The sequence below is a fragment of the Glycomyces tritici genome (genome assembly GCF_030403505.1).
Genome location: NZ_JAUEMJ010000001.1, coordinates 836561 through 852239 on the forward strand (window position 1 = coordinate 836561; position 15679 = coordinate 852239).

Annotated in this window: 14 protein-coding genes; 8 read left to right on the forward strand and 6 right to left on the reverse strand. The window is 68.1% G+C overall.

Annotated elements, in window-relative coordinates:
• The first annotated feature begins 280 nt into the window (after positions 1 to 280).
• The 5 genes from QWI33_RS03830 (at position 281) to QWI33_RS03850 (ending at position 8119) form a co-directional block, all read left to right on the forward strand.
• Complete coding sequence (locus QWI33_RS03830; RefSeq protein ID WP_143015085.1) at positions 281 to 634, forward strand: STAS domain-containing protein; 354 nt, start codon at positions 281 to 283, stop codon at positions 632 to 634.
• A gap of 314 nt (positions 635 to 948) precedes the next feature.
• Positions 949 to 4692, forward strand: coding sequence for a multifunctional oxoglutarate decarboxylase/oxoglutarate dehydrogenase thiamine pyrophosphate-binding subunit/dihydrolipoyllysine-residue succinyltransferase subunit (locus QWI33_RS03835; protein ID WP_353895349.1), 3744 nt, complete (start codon positions 949 to 951; stop codon positions 4690 to 4692).
• A gap of 261 nt (positions 4693 to 4953) precedes the next feature.
• Positions 4954 to 6261, forward strand: a complete 1308-nt coding sequence (locus tag QWI33_RS03840) for an extracellular solute-binding protein (RefSeq protein ID WP_289955049.1) — start codon at positions 4954 to 4956, stop codon at positions 6259 to 6261.
• Positions 6262 to 6282: 21 nt separating this feature from the next.
• The gene (locus QWI33_RS03845) at positions 6283 to 7227 is read left to right on the forward strand and encodes a carbohydrate ABC transporter permease (protein ID WP_289955051.1); all 945 of its coding nucleotides are present in this window, start codon (positions 6283 to 6285) and stop codon (positions 7225 to 7227) included.
• Position 7228: 1 nt separating this feature from the next.
• Entirely contained in the window at positions 7229 to 8119 is an 891-nt protein-coding gene (locus QWI33_RS03850; RefSeq protein WP_289955053.1) for a carbohydrate ABC transporter permease, read from the forward strand.
• Between the two features lie 151 nt (positions 8120 to 8270).
• Here the strand turns inward: QWI33_RS03850 and QWI33_RS03855 are convergent, their stop codons facing one another.
• Positions 8271 to 8765, reverse strand: a complete 495-nt coding sequence (locus QWI33_RS03855; RefSeq protein WP_289955055.1) for a hypothetical protein — start codon at positions 8763 to 8765, stop codon at positions 8271 to 8273.
• 133 nt (positions 8766 to 8898) lie between these two features.
• Entirely contained in the window at positions 8899 to 9861 is a 963-nt protein-coding gene (locus QWI33_RS03860) for a zinc-binding dehydrogenase (RefSeq protein WP_289955057.1), read from the reverse strand.
• Positions 9862 to 10050: 189 nt separating this feature from the next.
• Here QWI33_RS03860 and sodN point away from each other — a divergent pair, with 189 nt between their 5' ends.
• Both sodN and QWI33_RS03870 read left to right on the forward strand, forming a co-directional pair.
• Positions 10051 to 10461: a superoxide dismutase, Ni gene (sodN, locus tag QWI33_RS03865; RefSeq protein ID WP_289955060.1), complete on the forward strand. Its 411-nt coding sequence runs from the start codon at positions 10051 to 10053 to the stop codon at positions 10459 to 10461.
• Positions 10462 to 10809: 348 nt separating this feature from the next.
• Entirely contained in the window at positions 10810 to 11262 is a 453-nt protein-coding gene (locus tag QWI33_RS03870; RefSeq protein WP_289955061.1) for an ATP-binding protein, read from the forward strand.
• A gap of 193 nt (positions 11263 to 11455) precedes the next feature.
• Here QWI33_RS03870 and QWI33_RS03875 read toward each other — a convergent pair whose 3' ends face one another.
• Both QWI33_RS03875 and QWI33_RS03880 read right to left on the reverse strand, forming a co-directional pair.
• The gene (locus tag QWI33_RS03875; RefSeq protein WP_205326283.1) at positions 11456 to 11719 is read right to left on the reverse strand and encodes a WhiB family transcriptional regulator; all 264 of its coding nucleotides are present in this window, start codon (positions 11717 to 11719) and stop codon (positions 11456 to 11458) included.
• An 811-nt stretch (positions 11720 to 12530) separates the two neighbouring features.
• On the reverse strand, positions 12531 to 13484 hold the full coding sequence (locus QWI33_RS03880) for a diacylglycerol/lipid kinase family protein (protein ID WP_289955065.1): 954 nt from the start codon (positions 13482 to 13484) through the stop codon (positions 12531 to 12533).
• A 32-nt stretch (positions 13485 to 13516) separates the two neighbouring features.
• Here QWI33_RS03880 and QWI33_RS03885 point away from each other — a divergent pair, with 32 nt between their 5' ends.
• Positions 13517 to 13966 carry a hypothetical protein gene (locus QWI33_RS03885; RefSeq protein ID WP_289955067.1) on the forward strand — a complete coding sequence of 150 codons (450 nt, stop codon included), beginning with the start codon at positions 13517 to 13519 and terminating at the stop codon, positions 13964 to 13966.
• Between the two features lie 227 nt (positions 13967 to 14193).
• On the opposite strand, the gene QWI33_RS03890 is transcribed toward QWI33_RS03885, so the two are convergent.
• A complete protein-coding gene (locus tag QWI33_RS03890; RefSeq protein ID WP_289955069.1) occupies positions 14194 to 14958 on the reverse strand; it encodes a sirohydrochlorin chelatase in 765 nt (254 codons plus the stop codon).
• Positions 14951 to 15661 (reverse strand): phosphoadenylyl-sulfate reductase, encoded by a 711-nt coding sequence (locus QWI33_RS03895; RefSeq protein ID WP_289955070.1) that lies wholly within the window; start codon positions 15659 to 15661, stop codon positions 14951 to 14953. Before QWI33_RS03895 ends, QWI33_RS03890 begins: the two co-directional genes overlap by 8 nt.
• Positions 15662 to 15679 lie beyond the last annotated feature (18 nt).

Here is a 15679-nt window from a genome sequence, read left to right on the forward strand (position 1 = left end):
GGGTCAGCGGTCCGCAGGTCACGGGTGGTTGTGAAGCATACGCCCGGACCTGGGGCGTGCCAAGCCGTCCGCGAGCGGTCACACCGTTCGGCGGTGACACTGCGCACCCGCGTGAAACACGTTCGAGTGACCTTTATCAGAAGTGTGTGCGGCTATGCGGGAAACTGGCGCGCGCGAACTGTTCTCCGTCGTACCGGTCGGATAGACTTTGTGTCGCAGCCGAGCACGTCACGGCTGTGCTTTCCGAAGTACGCGGGACCCTACCGAATCAGGTGAGTTCATGACGCTGTCAATCGAGACTGCCACGACCGACGCGGGGGTCGTCACCGTGGAGCTGGCCGGCGAAGTCGACTACGCGACCGCGCCGCAGATCCGCGAGACGATCACCAACGCCCTCGAGGCCGGCGGCGCCACCGCCATCCGGGTCGACGTCGCCAAGGTGACGGTCCTCGACTCCACCGGCATCGGCACCATCGTGGTGGCCTACCGCATCGCCCGCGAGATGGGCGTCGCGCTGGCCGTCGTCAATCCCAACCGCTTCATCACCCGCCTGTTCACCGTCGTCGGTGCCGAGGAGCTCCTCGAGGAGCCGACCGAGACGTTCTCGAGCAAGGAGCGCAGCGCGGCCGGCTAGTTCCGCCCGCGGCTTCGCAGTCTTCGATCGCGCCCCGGCTCGGCCGGGGCGCGTTCGCGCTCTCACCCGGCGTTTCCCGCACACGCGGAGGCCGGTTCTGCGCACATCGGAGCGCTCGCGGTTGTGCGAAACGCCGTTGTGGCGAACGAGACTTCCGCGCGTTTCCCGCTGCTGCGCAGCACATTCACCGCGACCTGAGTGACCGGCCCCGCAACGGCGTTACCGGTACTACACTTTTTCCTCCCCCCGGTTACCCTTGAGTCCGGGGACTGCCGTCCCCGTCCACGCAGCGTCAAAGAAGAGGCGATTCAGTCGTGTCGAGTGCGACTCCGGGTAATCCGTTGACCGATTTCGGTGCCAATGAATGGCTGGTCAACGAGATGTACGAGCGTTACCGCGAAAACCCCGAAAGTGTCAGCGCCGGCTGGCGCGAGTTCTTCGGCGGCGATCCGTCGGGCGCATCGTTCAGCGATGAGGGCGAGCCCAAGGCCGAGGCCGCACCGGCCCCTGCCGCCGAGCCCGCGAAACCCGCTCCGGCCCCCGTCGCAGCGGTGAAGCCGGAGCCGAAGCCCGAGCCGAAGGCGGCACCGGTCGAGTCCATCACCGACGCGCCTGCGAACGAACCTCCCGCTGCGGTTCCCGAGCCGAAGGCCGACCAGGCCGAACCCGCGAAGAAGGCGACCCCGACTGTGAACGAACCCGGTACCACCAAGCCGCTCAAAGGCGTCGCGGCCAAGGTGGCCCAGAACATGGACGCGTCCCTGGAGATCCCCACGGCCACCTCGGTGCGTGCGGTCCCCGCGAAGCTCCTGTTCGACAACCGGATCGTCATCAACAACCACCTCAAGCGCGGCCAGGGCGGGAAGGTCTCCTTCACCCACCTGATCGGCTACGCGCTGGTGCAGGCCATGAAGGCCCACCCGGGCATGAACGCCTCCTACAAGGTGGTGGACGGCAAGCCGCAGCTGGTCACCCCCGAGCACATCAACCTCGGCCTGGCCATCGACCTCGCCCGGCCGGACGGCACCCGCACCCTGGTCGTGCCGTCGATCAAGCACACCGAGTCGATGGACTTCCGCGAGTTCTGGCAGGCCTATGAGGACCTGGTCCGCAAGGCCCGCAACAACAAGCTCACGATGGAGGACCACGCCGGGGCGACGCTGACGCTCACCAACCCCGGCGGGATCGGCACCGTCCACTCCGTGCCGCGCCTGATGAAGGGCCAGGGCCTCATCGTCGGCGTCGGCGCCATGGAGGTGCCCGCCGAGTTCGCCGGGGCCTCCGACGAGACCCTCTCCGACCTGGGCGTCTCCCGGATCATGACCGTGACCTCGACCTACGACCACCGGATCATCCAGGGCGCCGAGTCGGGCCAGTTCCTGGCCACGCTCCACAAGCTGCTGCTCGGCGACGGCTTCTTCGACGAGGTCTTCCGCTCGCTGCTCATCCCCTACGAGCCGGTCCGCTGGGTCCGCGACGTGTCGAAGACCCACGAGGGGCAGATCGACAAGAACGCCCGGGTCATCGAGCTCATCCACGCCTACCGCGTGCGCGGCCACCTCATGGCCGACACGAACCCGCTGCACTACGAGATCCGCCGCCACCCCGACCTGGACATCCTGTCGCACGGCCTCACCCTGTGGGACCTGGACCGGACCTTCCCGGTCGGCGGGTTCGCGGGCCAGCAGCGCATGAAGCTGCGCGACATCCTCGGCGTGCTCCGCGACTCCTACTGCCGCCGCGTCGGCGTGGAGTACATGCACATCCAGGACCCCGAAGAGCGCGCGTGGATCCAGCGCCGCATCGAGGTCCCGTTCGAGAAGCCGAAGGTCGAGGAGCAGAAGCACATCCTGGGCCGCCTCAACGCCGCCGAGGCGTTCGAGACGTTCCTGCAGACGAAGTTCGTGGGCCAGAAGCGCTTCAGCCTCGAAGGCGGCGAGTCGCTCATCCCGCTGCTCGACCGCGTCCTGAACGAAGCGGCGACCGCGGACATCGACGAGGTCGTCATCGGCATGCCGCACCGCGGCCGCCTGAACGTCCTCGCCAACATCGTCGGCAAGAAGCTCTCCAAGATCTTCACCGAGTTCGAGGGGCACATCGACCCCAAGAGCATCGGCGGCTCCGGCGACGTCAAGTACCACCTCGGCCTCACCGGCAAGTTCACCTCGCCCGACGGGCGCAGCGAAACCGTCGTGTCGGTCGCGGCCAACCCGTCGCACCTGGAGGCCGTGAACCCGGTCCTCGAGGGCATCGTCCGCGCCAAGCAGGACCGCCTCAACCTGGGCGAGGACGGCTTCACCGTCATGCCCGTGGCGATCCACGGCGACGCGGCCTTCGCGGGCCAGGGCGTCGTGGCCGAGACCCTGAACCTCTCGCAGCTGCGCGGCTACCGCACCGGCGGCACCGTGCACGTGGTCGTGAACAACCAGGTCGGCTTCACCACCGCCCCGGCCCACTCCCGCTCCTCGCTGTACTGCACCGACGTCGCCCGCATGATCCAGGCGCCGATCTTCCACGTCAACGGGGACGACCCCGAGGCCGTGTGCGAGGTCGCGAAGCTCGCCTTCGCGTACCGGCAGCAGTTCAACAAGGACGTCGTCATCGACATGGTCTGCTACCGCCGCCGCGGCCACAACGAGGGCGACGACCCGAAGATGACCAACCCGCAGATGTACCAGGTCATCGACGGCAAGCAGTCCGTGCGCAAGCTCTACACCCGTGCGCTCATCGGCCGCGGCGACATCACGATGGAGGACGCCGAGGAGGCGCTCGCGGACTACCAGGCCCAGCTCGAACGGGTCTTCCGCGAGACCAAGGAGGCCCTGGCCGGGCAGACCGGCCCGCTGCCGTGGCGCCACCAGCCCGAGCCGGTCGCGAACATCGACACGTCCGTCGACGCCGAGACCATCGCCATGATCGGCAAGGCCCACACGACCCTGCCGGAGGGCTTCGGCCCGCACAAGGCGGTCCGCAAGGTCCTCGAGAAGCGCAGCGAGATGTCCACTTCGGGCACCGTCGACTGGGCGTACGCCGAGACCCTCGCGTTCGGCTCGCTCCTCATGCAGGGCAAGCCGATCCGCCTCGCCGGCCAGGACTCGCGCCGCGGCACCTTCGTGCAGCGCCACGCCGTCGTCGTCGACCAGGCCACCGGCGCCGAGTACACGCCGCTGGCGCACCTGGGCGAGCAGGCCGCGAAGTTCTTCGTCTACGACTCGCTGCTGTCGGAGTTCGCCGCGGTCGGCTTCGAGTACGGCTACTCGGTCGAGAACCCCGAGATGCTGGTCCTGTGGGAGGCCCAGTTCGGCGACTTCGTCGACGGCGCCCAGACCATCACGGACGAGTTCATCTCCTCCGGCGAGGCCAAGTGGGGCCAGCACACCGGCATCACCCTGCTGCTCCCGCACGGCCACGAAGGCGCCGGCCCCGACCACACCTCGGGCCGCATCGAGCGGTTCCTGCAGCTGTGCGCCGACGAGAACATGCGCGTGGTCAACTCCACGAGCCCGGCGAACTACTTCCACCTGCTGCGCCGCCAGGCCCTCGACCCGGTCAAGAAGCCGCTCATCGTCTTCACGCCGAAGTCGCTGCTGCGCCACAAGGCCGCGGTCAGCCAGCTCGAGGAGTTCACCACCGGCCGCTTCCAGCCGGTCCTGCGCGACACCGCCGTGGAGAGCGGCCAGATCCGCGCCGAGGACGTCAAGCGCGTGCTCCTGTGCTCCGGCAAGGTCTACTACGACCTGGCCGCCGCCCGCGAGAGCCGCGGCGTCACCGACACCGCGATCCTGCGCGTCGAGCAGCTCTACCCGCTGCCGGCCGAGGAGCTGAAGAGCCTCCTCGAGGCGTTCCCGAACGCGACCGACACCGCGTGGGTCCAGGAGGAGCCGGCGAACCAGGGCGCCTGGTCGCACATCGCGCTCAACCTGCTCGAGCAGCTCGGCGGGGTCCACCTCCGCCGCATCTCGCGCCCGGCCGCCGCCGCGCCGTCCACCGGCTCGCCGAAGGTCCATGAGGTCGAGCAGCAGGCGCTGGTCGACGTGGCGGTCCCGCAGCCGCAGTAGCGCCGAAAAGCACCAGACGAAGCAGGGGAGGCCGAAAGGCCTCCCCTGTGTCATGCCCGCCGTAACTTTACCGATAACGTTTCGGCGACAAGGCACTTTACGCACATTGCAATATCGTTTTCTTCCGATGTCCGCCCTTGACCGTGCTGGTGAGAACGATAACAATGGCTCCACGGCCCACCCCCCGACCGGCCTCCTCACGAAGAATCACATTGGAGTGATGCATTGATGCCGAATCATCCCTCGCCCCCTGGCTCCGCCTTGAAACCAGGTGTTTCCAGACGGGCACTCCTCACCGGCACGGCGGCCGCCGCCGGACTGGGACTGGCCGGCTGCGGCTCGGTCACCGGCGGCCTGAGCGACCGGACCCGCGTGAAGCAGTGGAACCTCCTCGCCGGCGCCGACGGCGCCATCATGACCGAGATGCACGGCAACTTCTCGGACGAGCACCCCGACGTCGAACTCGAGGCCACCACCTTCGGCTGGGGCACCCCGTTCTACACCCGCCTGGTCATGGGAGCCTCCAGCGGCAACGCCGCCGACATCGCCACGATCCACCTCTCCCGGCTCAAGAGCGTCTCGCCCGACACGCTCCTCGACGCCATCACGATCGACGAGCTCACCGAGGTCGGCATCGACGCGGCGGACTTCCCGGAGAAGATCTGGGACAAGTGCTTCCACGACGACCGCCTCTACGCGCTCCCCCTGGACACGCACGCCCTCGTCAACTACTACAACAAGGACGTCTGCCAGCAGATCGGTGCCCTGAACGCCGACGGCACCCTCATCGACACCACCGGCCGCGAGGCCTACTTCGACCTGCTCCGCGCGGCGAAGGAGGTCACCGGCCAGTTCGGCACCTCGCTCGACACGTTCGGCGGCTGGCGCCAGTTCTGGGCCTGGTACCGCCAGGCGGACGGCGAGATGACCTTCGGCGACGACGACTTCGAGATGGACGACGACAAGGCGCTCCAGGCCATCGAGACCATGTACCTCATGGCCGAGGAAGGGCTCTGTCCCACTTTCTCCGACGGCGCCCAGTGCGCCGCCAACTTCGAGAACGGCGCCGCCGCCTTCGTCCAAGTCGGCAACTGGGAGATCAACCGCTTCAAGCTCTTCGGCGGCGACAACCCCGAGTGGTTCTCCATGACCGAGATGCCGGACTTCTTCGGCAACCGCCGCACCCAGGGCGACTGCCACTCGTTCGTGCTCCCCCACCACAACAGCTGGGACCCCGAGGTCCGCAAGGCCACGGTCGAGTACGCCGCCTACATGCTCAAGCACAGCTACCGCTGGGGCGAGGGCGGCGGCCACACCCCGTCGTACCTGCCCGTCACCGATAGCCCCGAGTACCAGGCGCTGCAGCCGAACGCGGAGTACTCCGGCGTCGTCCAGAACGTGCAGTTCGACCCCGACGCGTGGTTCTCGGGCTCCGCCGCCCGCCTCTTCGACGAGACCGGCTCGATCTTCAACCAGGTCTACGCCCTGACCATGAAGCCCGAAGCGGCTCTGGAGCTCATGAAGGACCGGATCCACACCCTTCTCGCCCTTCCCAACCCGGTCGACTGAATCGTTCCATTAGGACTCCCGATGACTGTGAAAACCGCGACGCCCGCAGCGGCGTCGGCCGCGATGACGCGGCCCCCGAGCGCCCCGCGCAAGAAGAAGTCGTGGACCGGACTCTGGTTCGTGCTCCCCTTCGTGGCCTTCTACGCCCTGTTCCTGATCTGGCCGACCTTCCTCGGCCTCTACTACTCCTTCACCGACAAGAGCCTCACCGGCCGCCCGGCCTCCTGGGTCGGGTTCGACAACTGGGCCGAGGCCTTCGGCGACGAGCGCGCCTGGAACGCCCTGGTCAACACCGCCGAGTTCACGCTGTACTCGACGCCGCCGCTGGTCGTCCTCGCGATCGTCTTCGCGCTGTTGGTCAACCGGGCGCGCCGGCTCGGCTGGTTCCTGCGCATGGCGTTCTTCGCGCCGTTCGTGGTCCCCGTCTCCGTGGTCACCATGATCTGGATGTGGATCTACCAGCCCGAAGGCGGCCTGCTCAACCACTACCTGCAGATGCTCGGGCTCCAGGACGCCTCGGCGCCGCAGGTCTGGTACCAGGGCGAGAACGGCATCGCCATGTGGTCGGTCGTCATCACCACCGTGTGGTGGACGGTCGGCTTCAACTTCCTGCTGTACCTGGCCGCGCTCCAGACGATCGACCCGAGCGTCTACGAGGCCTCGAGCATCGACGGCGCGAGCTGGTGGCGCCAGCTGTGGCACATCACCCTGCCGCTGCTCAACCGCACCACCGCGATGGTGATCGTGCTGCAGCTCATCGCCTCACTGCGCATCTTCGACCAGATGTACATCATGACCGGCGGCGGCCCGAACCGCGAGTCCGAGGTCGCGATCCACTACATCTACATCGCCGGCTTCGAGGGCTACCGCATCGGCTACGCCTCCGCGCTGTCCTATGTGCTGTTCATCCTCATCCTGATCATCTCCATCTTCCAGTTCCGGCTGTTCTCCCGGAAGGAGTCCTGACATGACCGCAGCGCAGGCGACTTCCGTCGCGGCCACCCCCACCGAGCCCCGCACGGTGCGGCGCCGGTTCCGGCGCCCCTCCGTCGGCGCCGTCATCGTGTACGTCGCGGCCACCCTCCTGGCGGTGTTCTGGCTGCTCCCGCTCCTGTGGGCTCTGTCGACCTCGTTCAAGACGGAGACCGAGGCGAGCCTCGGCCAGGACATCCACTGGTGGCCCGAGACCTGGTCGGTCGAGGGTTACAAGGTCCTGTTCGAACGCGGCGACCACTTCACCTGGATGCTCAACTCCACGATCGTCTCGGTGATCGTCACCGTGCTGACGCTGGTCCTGTGCGTCACGGCCGCCTACGGGTTCTCGCGGTTCGACTTCCCGGCCAAGAACGTGCTGTTCGGCGCGATCATCGCCGGCCTCATGGTCCCCGGCCAGGCGCTCATCATCCCGCTGTTCGACCTGGTCAACGCCCTGCACATGGGCGGCACCTACTGGGGCCTGGCGCTCCCGCAGGTCGTCGCCCCGGTCATGGTGTTCATCCTCAAGCGGTTCTTCGACGCCATCCCGAAGGACTACGAGGAGGCCGCGAAGCTCGACGGCGCCGGGCACTTCCGGGTGCTGTGGAACGTCATCCTCCCGATGTCGGGCCCGATCATCGCGGCCGTCGCGATCTTCACCTTCATCGGCTCCTGGAACAACTACCTGTGGCCGCTCCTGGTGGCCACCGACCCGTCGATGATGACCCTGCCCGTGGGTCTGCAGGTCGTCGCGGGCGGCTACGGCCTGTTCTACGCCCAGAACATGGCCGCCGCGGTCCTCGGTGCCGCGCCGCTGCTCATCGTCTTCCTGATCTTCCAGAAGCGGATCGTCGAAGGCGTGGCGGGCGTCGGCCTGAAGTAGGCGCCCAGCACGCAGCGAGCGGGGTCCGGCTGTCGCCGGACCCCGCTTCGCGTTCCCCAAGTGCCGTTCAGTGCCTCCTCACGCCGCGTCCGAGAACGCCGCGTCCCAAGCGGCGCTCCGCCTCTAGAGCTCCGCCTCCTGGCTCCGCCTTCTAGAAGATGCCGTCGCTGACGAGGCAGGAGGCGGGCGTGTACCCGACCGTGTCGCCGTGGCGGACGTGGATCCACGCCGTCTCGAACTCGAGGCCCTTGCAGCCCAAGGCCTTCTCCCCCTCGGTGGACAGGCAGGCCCCTTGCACCTCGGTGTCGTTGTACAGCCGTGCGAGCCGGCGCGAGCTCCAGCTGGTCTCGGTGAAGATCGAGACGCCGAACGTGGCGTCCACCCGGTACGTGCACAGGAAGAGCTGCTCGTCGGTCCAGCCCTCCGAGAGGATCGCCCGCTGCGCGCTGATCGGATGCGCCTCGGTCCCCGAGACCCCCGAGCCCCCGGTCTCGGCCGCGGCGCTCTCCCCGTGCCTGGCCAGGGCGACGGCGACGACCATGATGGCGGCCGCGATCGCGACTCTGACCAGGAGCTTCTTCGTGACGACCCACGTGCTCCCGGCGGCGGACTTGAACCCGCCCTTGACCCGACCCATTACTGACATGGCCGCTCTCCCCCTTGTGCAACCGCGAACCTCTGTCGGCGGTGACATCCATTACAGGGTGAACGCAGGCGGGCCCGCCCGTGGTGCGAACCCGGCAGAAAGCGGCTCCAGTGTCGTACTTACGACGCTGTGCTCACTCGTTGACGAGCACGACCTTGCCGAAGGCCTCGCCTGAGGCGAGGCGCCGCAGCGCCCGCTCGGCGTCGGCGAGGGCGAACGTCGAGTCGATGACCGGCCTGACGTCCCGTTCGGCGCAGAATCGGACGACCTCGACCAGTTCGTCCCGGGTGCCCATGGTCGAGCCGAGGATCTCGAGCTGCTTGAAGAACACATGCCGCATGTCCACCTCCGCGACCGGCCCGCCGGTCACACCGCAGCTGACGAGGCGCCCGCCGGGCTTGAGGGACTTGATCGAGTGCGACATGACCGGGGCGCCCACGGAATCGATGACGACGTCCATGCGCTCGGGCAGGCGGCCGCCGGACTCGACCGGCACCGCGCCGATCGCGGCGGCCTTCTCGCGGCGCTCGGGGTCGCGGCCGGTGGCGTAGACGCGGGCGCCGAGGGCCTTGGCGAGCAAGATCGCGGCCGTGGCGACACCGCCGCCGGTGCCCTGCACGAGCACCGCCCCGTCAGCGGGCAGCCGCCCGCGCGTGGTGAGCATCCGCCAGGCGGTGAGGAAGGTCGTCGGGAGGCACGAGGCCTCGGCGGCGGTCCACCCCGGCGGGGCCGGCACGAGGTTCCGCTCCGGCACGGCCACGTACTCGGCGAGCGTGCCCGGATGCAGTTCGGAGAGCAGAGTCCGCTTGGGGTCCAAGGTCTCGTCGTCGAGCGAGGCGTCGCCGATGACCGGGTAGATCACGACGTGCTTCCCACTGCCGGTGCGCCCCACCGCATCCGTGCCGAGGATCATCGGGCACTGCTCGGCGCGCAGGCCGACCCCGGCGAGCGACCACAGGTCGTGGTGGTTGAGCGAGGCCGCGGCGAGCGGGACGCGCGTCCAGTCCTCGGGAACGTCCGGAGGCTCGATCTCACCCACCGAGAGGGCGGCGAAGGGGTCGTCGGGGTTCACTGCACTGGCGTAGGCGGCGAGCATCTGGATTGACCTCCATCTTTGCGGCACTTGCGGTGCCGGCGCTTATGGCGACGGCGTTTGCACTGTCCAGCATGGCCTTCCGTGCAGGGCGGCGCTGGGTCTCTAACTGTAGGGGCCGGGCCGAAATCGCGCCCCGGAGAGGTAGGGTCGGCGGTGGAATCACACCCACTGAAAAGAAGCGGAGGGGCAATGTTCAAGCCTCTGTTCAAGCGGCTCATGCCGCAGATCTCGGCTTCGGCTCACTGCGATCTGCCGTGCGGGGTCTACGACCCGGCGCAGGCCCGCATTGAAGCGGAGTCGGTCAAGGCCATCTGCGAGAAGTACCAGGCCAACGAGGACCCTGAGTTCCGCACGCGCGCCCTGATCATCAAGGAACAGCGTTCGAACCTGGTCAAGGAGCACCTGTGGGTGCTGTGGACCGACTACTTCAAGCCGCCGCACTTCGAGAAGTACCCGCAGCTGCACTCCCTCGTGAACGAGGCGACGAAGCTGGCCGGCGCCTCGGGCGCCAAGGGCTCCGCCGACCCGAAGGTCGCCGAGGAGCTGCTCGCGAAGATCGACGAGATCGCCAAGATCTTCTGGGAGACCAAGCAGGCCTAGCGCCCGCTGCAGCATCCGTGAGGAGCGCCCGCCACCGCGGCCAGCGGTGCGGGCGCTTCGCCGTAGAGCGGCCCGGGCGGGGCGGATGCGCGGCCGCAACGCGGTCCGGCAGGGCCGAAGCCCCGCTGCCGGGCAGTCGCTCAGGGCCGATGTCCCCCGCGAGGCCGCCGGGCGGGCCGGTATTCCACCCGATCGGGGTCGGACAGGGCAAGCGCTTCGCGGAACGGCGGCTGCGACCCCCCGGGAGTGGGATTTCAGCCGGGGTGTTCCGCACTGCGGAGCCGACCCGATTATCCTTTGCAGCGTGAGGGCGGAAGTCCTTCGTCCCCTCAATCACAGGAAGCGGCGATGCCGGTGAGCGATGAGCGCGAGGACGTGCTGCTGCTCGACGTGCCCTCGACGGGCGACTACCTGTCGGTCCTGCCGACCGCGACCGCGGCGGTGGCGACCAGGCTCGGGTTCTCGCTCGACGAGATCGAGGACCTCCGGGCGGCGGTCAACGCCGCCGTGGCGCTCCTGATCCCCTCCGAGCCCGGGCGCCCGCGCCCGTTCCGGCGGAAGGCGAACGACCAGCCCCTCCACTGCCGCCTCGCGGTGGGCGAGGAGACCCTCCAGATCGCCCTGAGCCGCCCCAAGGGCGAGCCCCTTCCCGATGCCGGGTCGTACCAGTGGCAGGTCCTCAGGGCCCTCACGGACGAGGTCGACGCCCACGTAGAGGACGCGACCACCACCATCACGATCTCCCAGCGCCGCCCGGCCACCGAAGCCGACGCCGACACCCAGCGCCACCAGATCTACTAGCGAACGGGATTCACCCGTTCGCGCCGGAAAGTGTCGTACCCCTCCGATACGTTGGCTTGATAGGGGGTCCTTCAGATCGAGGGATCTTCACGTCCGTGCAAGCTTGAAGGCCCGGCGGAACCCGCCGGGCCTTCCAAGCTTCTGTTGTCACAAATTCGAGGGATGGACTAAATCAAGGGATTGCGCGGCGGTGCTAGCCGACGACCTGGGTCGCCAACGTGCGCAGCGCACCCGAGCGACGCTTCAGCTCGCGGCGCTCGATCTCGCTCATGCCACCCCAGACGCCCGCGTCCTGACCGGACTCGAGTGCCCACCGCAGGCACTCCTCGGTCACCGGGCAGCGCCGGCAGACGTTCTTCGCCTGCTCGATCTGCGTCAGTGCCGGTCCGGTGTCCCCGATCGGGAAGAACAGCTCGGGGTCCTCGTCACGGCAGATGGCCTCGTGGCGCCAATCCATCAAAACATCTCCTTGCTAAGCATCAAGCGTTTCGCTTTCACGGTGTTATGAACAGCTCTTGCGGTTCGGGCGTTCCGCGGGCCGTTGCGGCCGCGGCGGCGTTCAAGACGCGCTTCGCATGCGTGCCGCGCCGCGTCCGTCACGAAAACCGGTGTGACGGTCGCACCTTGCGGGCGACACAGTGAGCGCTCGGCACGGAACCCGTTTCCCGGCAAAGGGAATCGTTGTCACCGCGCGTCCGGAGCACTCTCGCATCAGCGTCATTGCTGAACGCCAGGGCATCGGGGAGCACACCCGCCTACGGCGTCGGTCGCCCAAGTGGCGACTGATGAGTCCGCATCTCTCTGACCCGACCTACCTTGTGAATACTTTCACAAGCTCGGGATTTGTCAAGGGTTCGACTCGGGAAATCAGCTCGAAGTGAGTGAACTCACCGCGCTGTACCTCGAAGAAGACTCGCGGAACACGTTCCACCATACCGCCGGAATCCCTACCGCGGATCCTCGTGGCGGCCTCCGCCACACTCACCCGAACAGAAAACGCCGGGGTCGGTGACAGCGAGTCGAACCGGTTTGACACACTGGTACTCAACGTTGGCTTGCTTACCACGCTCGGAAGTTCGCCAGGGTCTGACAAAGTTAAGGCTTGCAACTTCGCCAAAGCGTGAGTACCCACCGAATGCCCGGTCTATACGCACCGAAAATACGATATTCGGTTGTAAGTCTCGTGCCGTCCCGGTAGGGATGGCGAAATCAACCTTGCCTGCTCACGGGTGACTTGTCAACACCCGCCTTGAGGTTTTCCCAAGTTGTTAGCAGGCCACCCGCAGCGCCTCCGGAACCGAGCTGAGTTCCACATCGGTTCGCTCTCCGAGATAGTCCCCGTCGAGCTGGAAGGCCTGGGGCAGCGAAGCGCGCAGTCTGATCCTGGAGAGATCGTGATGCGTCACCGCGTGTTTGCCGTCGGGCCCGTCCCGACCCACCAGCAGTGAAGCGGCGGTCATCGCGGCGTCCGACAGGCCAAGTTTACGCAGAACCAGGACGTCAAGTCCAGCATTAAAGGATGCCCGCGCGTTGAGATTCACCGGAAGGGTACCGAGATAGGTCCACGGTGCGCAGTTCTGCACCACGACCATCCCTTCGGAGAGGTCCTCCTCACCAGAGGAGAGCTCCACCTCAATGGTGTCCCCTTCCACCCCGTGCTCATTCAGCTCCGCCATGACCGCGCGCGCGTAGTGCGCGCCGAGGTTGCGCTTCTTGCGGTACGACTCGACCTTCTTGATGATCGACGCGTCCCAGCCCAGTCCCGCGCAGAACGTGAACAGCCGGTCCACGTCGTCACCGGTCGCCCGCCCCAGGCTCACCGTGCGCACCCGTCGCTCCTCCAAGGCCGACACGATCGCCAGCGAGGCCCTGCGGCGGTCCCAAGGCAGCCCGAGGGCGCGCGCGAAGACGTTCGTGGAGCCGGCGGGGATCGGCGCGAAGATCGGGGCCTCATCGGCCGGCCGGCCGCCGGAGACCAGGCCGTTGACGACCTCGTTCACCGTGCCGTCGCCGCCGAGGCTGAGGACCACGTCGTAGCCCTTGTCCGCCCCGCGCTTCGCGAGGATCTCGGCGTGGTCGCGTCTGCGGGTCACCTCGACCTCGAGGTCGAGCACCTCGTCGAGCTTCTTCCTCACCCAGCGCGTGCGCCGGCGCGAGCCGGTGGAGGCCTTCGGGTTCACGATGAGCAGACCACGTTGTGGCGCTGCTTTCAGGTCGCGCATACGCGCAGCGTAGCCCGGGATACGGTTGGCGTGTGAACGAAACCGATGCCGACATGGGCGCGGTCACCGAAACCCCCGACTCCGGTGACCGTCCTTGGACCTTGACCGCCGCGGCGATCCTGTTCTGGCTCCTCGCAACGGGACTCGCCGCCGCAGGAGTGTGGGGCCTGGTGCAGATCGTGACTGACCAGGTGGACACCGTGGGCGGCGCCGTCGGCGTCGCGCTGATCGCGTTCCTCGGGGCGCTCTACTACTGGTTCATCGGGCGCCGGCTGCTGCGGATGGACGATGTCATCGCGCAAGCGGTCTTCCAAGGGCTCCTTTGGCTTCCGGTCGGGTACTACCTCCGGGAAGCGGCCCACCCGGTCATCGGAATCGGGGCCTGGGCGCTGGCGGCGGCGATCGTGGGGCTGGTCCTCAGCGGGCCGACGCGGCGCGCGGTCGGGTTCGGCGATCGGCGGCCTTTCGGCGGAGCCGAATAGCCAGCGCAGGGGCGGAGCCGAATAGCTGCCGCAGGGGCGGGGCCGAATAGCTAGCGCTGTGGCAGAGCCGAATAGCTGCCGCAGGGGCGGAGCCGAATAGCCGTCGCTGTGGCGGAGCCGAGTAGCAAGTCCGGTGGCGGAGCCGAATAACCGGCCCAGTCGCGAATAGCCGCCTTGAAGCCGCGACCTCCTGGACCACAACCAGGTGCTCTACCAACTGGATCGGCCTAAGCCGCGGCGGCGCGCTTCGCGATGAGCTCGATGAGTTCCGGTGCCGTGCCGAGCGGTTCGCCGACGTGGTCGACGCCGGCCTCACGGGCGGACGCGATCGCCGTGTCGCACAGCAGACCCGGCGCGATGAAGTAGCAGACCGCCGCGATGTGCTGGGCGCCTTGGGCTTTCAATGCTTCGACGGTCTCGCCCGCTTTCGGGCCGGGCCCTGAGGCGAATCCCGGTCCGGCCGGGACGCCGAGCAGGCGGCCGGCTTCGGCGGCCACGGCCGCCACATGCGCGCGGCCCTCGTCGACGCGCGTGCCTGCGGCGCAGACCACCAGGCCGTCGATCCCGAAAGGCAGGTCGCGGACGAGCGCCTTCGCGAGTGACAGGTCCCCCACGGGCCTGGCCACCGCGACGGCGAAGCCCGGGCGGGACTCCTCGGCCCGCTTCGCGACATCGGGCAGGTCGGTCCGGGAGTGGTAGGCGTCGGTGAGCAGCAGCGGCAGGGCCACTGCGGCGCCGATGCCGGTGTCGGCGAGGCCCCGCAGGACCTCGACCGGGTGCGGCTCATTGAATTCCAGGAAGCCCGCGTCCGCTCCGGCCGCCCGCGCGATGGCGCGGACGACCTCCGGGGAGCGTGGGTCGGGGCTGCCGTGGGCGACCAGGACGATCGGCCGCGGCGGCTCCGAGTTCGACGCTCCGGCATCCGGAAGCGCCGACACGCCGGAACCCGACGCGGCGGGCGCGTCGGTCTCCGGCGTGGTTCCGTCAGACATGCAGTCCGCATTCGGTCTTGTCGAACGCGGCCCAGCGGCCGGCGCGCGGGTCCTCGCCCGGCGAGGTGCGCCGGGTGCACGGCCAGCAGCCGATGGAGCGGAAGCCGTCCTTGAGCAGCGGGTTGACCGGGATGTTGTAGCGCTCGATGTACGCCTCCTGGTCGGCCTCGGTCCACTTCGCGATCGGAGAGACCTTGACCTTGCGGCGGGAGAGGTCGAAGTCGACGACGCGCGTGTTGGCGCGGGTCGGGCCCTCGTCCCGGCGCAGGCCGGTGGCCCAGCCGTCGTAGTCGGCCAGGGCCGCGTTGAGCGGCAGGACCTTGCGCAGCGAGCAGCATTCGTCAGGGGAGCGCGCGAACAGGCGCGGGCCGAACTCGGCGTCCTGGGCCAGCACCGACTGGTCGGGCTGGATGGAGCGGACGTTCACGTTCATCGTGGAGGCCACGAAGTCGCGGACTTCGAGGGTCTCGGGGAAGTGCAGACCGGTGTCGAGGAAGACGACGTCGATGCCGGGGGCGACCTCGCTGGCGAGGTGGACCACGGCGGCGTCGGCCATCGAGGAGGTCACACAGAAGCGCTCGCCGAACTCGCCGACCGCCCACTCGAGGATCTGGTGGGCCGTGGCGTCTTCCAGGCGCTTCCCCGCGTCCGTTGCGAGGTCACGGAGTTCGAAGGGGTCTCTCTCGTTCCCTGTGCTGCTCATGCTGCTTCACTCCGATCG